The 4,351-nt window shown below is 66.0% G+C and carries 3 protein-coding genes and 3 pseudogenes; 3 read left to right on the top strand and 3 right to left on the bottom strand.

What is annotated here, in order from left to right; genetic code table 11:
* A pseudogene (locus tag AC1DQP_RS17170) lies at nt 1-370 on the top strand (SLC13 family permease); the annotation flags it as partial.
* 74 nt (nt 371-444) lie between these two features.
* Nucleotides 445-1,164: a GntR family transcriptional regulator gene (locus tag AC1DQP_RS17165; protein WP_478052072.1), complete on the top strand. Its 720-nt coding sequence runs from the start codon at nt 445-447 to the stop codon at nt 1,162-1,164.
* A gap of 4 nt (nt 1,165-1,168) precedes the next feature.
* On the opposite strand, the gene AC1DQP_RS17160 is transcribed toward AC1DQP_RS17165, so the two are convergent.
* The 3 genes and pseudogenes from AC1DQP_RS17160 to proP form a co-directional block, all read right to left on the bottom strand.
* On the bottom strand, nt 1,169-1,414 hold the full coding sequence (locus tag AC1DQP_RS17160; protein ID WP_256776742.1) for a hypothetical protein: 246 nt from the start codon (nt 1,412-1,414) through the stop codon (nt 1,169-1,171).
* Between the two features lie 152 nt (nt 1,415-1,566).
* A complete protein-coding gene (locus AC1DQP_RS17155; protein ID WP_478052071.1) occupies nt 1,567-2,169 on the bottom strand; it encodes a hypothetical protein in 603 nt (200 codons plus the stop codon).
* Nucleotides 2,170-2,257: 88 nt separating this feature from the next.
* A pseudogene (gene proP / locus AC1DQP_RS17150) lies at nt 2,258-3,745 on the bottom strand (glycine betaine/L-proline transporter ProP).
* A 383-nt stretch (nt 3,746-4,128) separates the two neighbouring features.
* On the opposite strand from proP, the pseudogene AC1DQP_RS17145 reads away from it, so the two are divergent.
* Nucleotides 4,129-4,351, top strand: a pseudogene (locus AC1DQP_RS17145) (hypothetical protein); the annotation flags it as partial.

Below are 4,351 nucleotides of genomic sequence, written 5' to 3'. Positions count from 1 at the left end.
GGATTACATCGGGCATGGCGTGGGTGCGATCGGCATTCCGCTGCTGGGCGCGCTGCTGGTCTGCTATGTCGGTGGCATCGTTTCGGCGTTCGCGTCGTCGGCGGCCGTGCTCGGCGCCACGATTCCGCTGGCGGTGCCGTTCCTGATGCAGGGGCATCTGAGCGCCGCCGGCGTCATCTGCGCGTTGGCAATCTCCTCCACCGTGGTGGATGTCAGCCCGTTCTCGACCAACGGCGCACTGGTGGTGGCCTCGGCCGCGAAGGAAGAGCGCGAAGCCCTGTTCCGCCGCTTCCTGGTCTACAGCGGCCTGGTGGTGGCCTTCGGCCCGCTGCTGGCATGGCTGCTGTTCGTCGTGCCGGGCTGGATGTGAGCCCACGGCGGGCCTGCCCGTCAGGCCCGCCATGACCCGGTAGAATGCTGCACACCCCTCCATGAAGCGCTGCCATGCCGTTGGCCCCTGGTCCCCGCCTGTCGAAGAAACGCGTGCCGCTGTATGAAGAAGTGGCCGAGCGGCTGCGCCAGAAGATCTACGACTATGCGTTGCCACCGGGCGAATGGATCGACGAGCCGATGCTCGCCGAGGAACTGGGCATCAGCCGCACCCCGCTGCGCGAGAGTCTGAAGCTGCTGGCCGCCGAAGGGTTGGTGCAGCTCGATGCCGGTCGCGGCAGCCGCGTTACCCGGCTCACCCTGGAAGACCTCAACCAGCTGTTCCCGGTGATGGCGATGCTGGAAGGCCGCTGCGTGCACGAGGCGGTCAAGCGCATCGATGAGGAGGGCGTGGTCCAGCTGCAAGCGCTGCATGACGCGATGGAGGCCGCCGCCGCTGCGGGCGACCTGGCCGAGTATTACCGCAACAACTACCTGATTCACGAGAGCCTGCAGACCCATGCCGGGAACCCGTGGCTGATACGCGTCACCCACGACCTGCACCGCATCCTGAAGATGCATCGCGGCCGGCAGTTGCTGACCCCCGGCCGCATGGCGCAGTCCTTGGCCGAGCATCGCGCCCTGATGGAATGCATCCGCAACCGCGAGCCGGAAGCGGCCGAGCAGATGATGAACCGGCATCTGCTCAGCCAGGGCAAGGCGTTGGCGGCGTACGTGGCCGCAGGCGGTCAGTTGAACGTGCCTGCACCGCTGCCGCGGCACGGCGGGCTCTGAACCGCTAGGCCAGCTCCACGGTCAACCGGGTCATCGCCTGTCCCAGCAGGTGCAGGCGGATCTGATCCAGGCTGGTGAAGTAGCACGCCGTGTCCGCACCGGCCAGGCGGTAGATACCGCGTTTACCACCGAGCAGAACGAATTTTTCCTGGTCCACCAGATACTGGGCGACCGGTGGCACGCCCTGCGCTTTCAGCCCATCGATATCGATGGGTTCAAGCGCGTCGAGATCACGCAGTGCTGTGGTCATGGGAAGAGAACGTCGCGACGGGAGTTCCAGCTTAGGGGCCAGGCAAGCAGCAACGCGTGGAATCATCGTGAGGACGGTGCGAGTGCGACCGGTGCAAGGCCTGCCGCATCGTCACCCTCGTCCGCACCTGGGGTGGCGCCATGCCGGACGGACTAATCGCCTGCAACGCGGGTCAGATGCCCCGGCGTCCAGCGATAGCGCCAGCGGTGCGGCCCCGGTGGCGGGCAGTCGTTGGCGCGCGCCTCACCACCGGCGGTGACGGCTGCGCGTTGGCAGGTGGGCGATTCAAGCCGACTTTCGAAGCGCACCTGGATTTCCCCACCCACCACCTCAAGACCCGTGAGTTCGCCCGGGATGTGGACCGACACCTCGTTGGCGTACCCCACCTCGCGGAGGATCGCGAACGCCACGTCATCGGACGACACGTTGCCGGGATACGCCGACTGTCCCCGCCGATCCCCCGGCCGCAGCGCGGTCATCACCACCAGTTCGTTGGGTCGATTGCCGGTCGAGCCGGAGGTAGTGGCGGTGTAGGTGTACACGATGCCGCGCGTGCCCGCGCCGTCGATGTCGGCCACGCGAATGTCGACCGGTCGATAATCGAAAACGATGTCGTCGGGCGGTAGCATATCGAGTGTCGCCGCGACGGCACGCCGTGCCGCGTCCAACGTCAGCCGATCACCGGCCATCACAGCCCCCATCGCGGTAAAGACCGCCAACAGCAGCAGAACCCGCCCCATCATCGTCCGTGTCATGGTCCAGCTCCTTATGAACTGGGCCCAGTATGCCGCAGCGGCGGGCGCGCGCAGGCGACCGCCGTCATCCTGTCGTCCCGGCCCCTGTTTACGCCGGCCGCGCCTCGTCCGGCGCCACTGCCTCGGGCAGCGTCGGCTGGGCACTGTCCACGGTCATCGGTGCATCGCTGCGCAGCAGCGCACGCGCCTCGGCCTCGCTGGCCACCGCAGGTGGCGAGCCACGCAGCGGCATGCGCGCGGTCTCGTTGACGAACAGCATGGTGATCACCCCGATCACCGCCGCACCCATCAGGTAGTACGCCGGTACCAGCGGGTCGCCGGTGCGCTCCACCAGCCAGGCGGTGACCAGCGGCGTGGTGCCGCCGAACAACGACACCGATACGTTGAAGGCGATGGACAGCGCGCTGTAACGCACCGGGGTGTAGAACAGCGCCGGCAGCGTGGAGGGCATCGAGCTGGTGAAACACACCAGCGCCAGCCCCAGCAGCATCAGCCCCAGGAAGATCAGCCAGTCGTTGCCGGTGCCGATCAGCTTCAGGCACGGGATGGCGAGCGCGAACAGAGCGATACAGGCGCCGATGATCATCGGACGGCGGCCCAGCTTGTCGCTGAAAAGCCCGCCGACCACGTTGAGCGGCATCATCACCAGCATCACGATGATGATCAGCAGCAGGCCCTTGCTTTCGGCATACCCCATCGTGACGCTCAGGTAGCTGGGCATGTAGGTCAGCAGCATGTAGTCGGTGACGTTGAACACCAGCACCAGGCCCACGCACTTGAGCAGCTGCGGCCAATGCACGCGGAACAGCGCACCCAGACCGGGGCGTTCGTGGTCACGCTTCTCGGCATCTTCAGCATAGGCACGGAAGGCCGGGGTTTCTTCGAGCTTCATCCGCATGTACAACCCCAGCAGGCCGAGCGGGCCGGCCACGAGGAACGGAATGCGCCAGCCCCAGTCCAGCATCTGCGCGCTGCTCAAGGCCATGTGCAGCGCCGTCACGGTGCCCGCGCCGGCGATGCAGCCGCCGAGCGTGCCGAACTCCAGCCAGCTGCCCATCAGCCCGCGGTTGCGGTCGGTGGCGTATTCGGCGATGAAGGTCGCCGCACCGCCGTACTCGCCAACGGTGGAGAAACCCTGCACCAGCCGCGCCAGCAGCAGCAACGCCGGCGCCCACAACCCGATGCGGTCATAGGACGGAATCAGGCCGATGCTGAAGGTGCCCAGCGCCATCAGGATCATGGTGAACGCCAGTACTTTCTGCCGCCCGTACTTGTCGCCCAACGGACCGAATACCAAGCCGCCCAGCGGACGCACCAGAAAGGCGACGGTGAACGTGGCGAAGGTGGCGATCAGTTGTGCGGTGGGATTGCTGGAGGGAAAAAACACCTGCCCCAGGGTGACCGCAATATAGCCGTAGACCCCGAAGTCGAACCACTCCATCGCGTTGCCGAGTGCGGCGGCACCGACGGCCTTTTTCAGCATCGGTCAATCGACCACGGTGACTTCGTCCACCTGTACCTGGCGACGGCGTTTGAACCAGCCGAAATGGGCATGTGCGGCGTGGCGGTCCTGCATGGGTGCTTTCTCCTGGAAGCATGGCCATCACCACGCCCGAGGTCCCGCGCACGGCACAGGAAAAAACCGCCTCCGGAAGAACGCGGCAAGATGCGCGAAGAGGGGTGGCAACAGGCGATCCCGGACGGCCGCGTGGAATTCCACGGTACTGCAGGAAGGATGACCGAGAGACGGGCAATGGCCCGAGGCAATGATCAAGCGCGGCATGATACTACACATCGAAAATGTGATCTTTGCTACATCTTCACATCTTCAAGCCGGCGTGCGCGCACGCATGCAAACGCCATGAGGAATCGGGCAGAATTCGTTCGCCGCGGCGACGTGCTCACACGGAACGTGCGCCCGGCCCCACCCAGCACGAATACCCAACCCATCGAGGCTCCATGTCCATCAAGTCCACCACCCTGTGCGCCCTGCTCGGCCTGCTCGCTCCTGCCGCGGCAATGGCCCAGGACAGCACCGCATCCACGCTGTCGCGGCTGCTCGAATGCAAGCTCACCGCCGCCGAGGTTGCCGCGTTCACCGGCCGCATCAATGCCGAGGAAGTGCAGGACTTCGCCCATGCCGGATCAGACGCGTCCGGCGATGCGGCCCTGAGCCTGTGGA

It is taken from the genome of Stenotrophomonas sp. P5_A8 (assembly GCF_056400545.1).
This window is presented reverse-complemented; position numbering and strand designations above follow the sequence as displayed.

Excerpts from the sequence above, each read along its gene's own strand:
- AC1DQP_RS17155 (WP_478052071.1), bottom strand. The coding sequence starts at position 2,169 with ATGACACGGACGATGATGGGGCGGGTTCTGCTGCTGTTGGCGGTCTTT.
- AC1DQP_RS17165 (WP_478052072.1), top strand. The coding sequence starts at position 445 with ATGCCGTTGGCCCCTGGTCCCCGCCTGTCGAAGAAACGCGTGCCGCTG.
- AC1DQP_RS17160 (WP_256776742.1), bottom strand. The coding sequence starts at position 1,414 with ATGACCACAGCACTGCGTGATCTCGACGCGCTTGAACCCATCGATATC.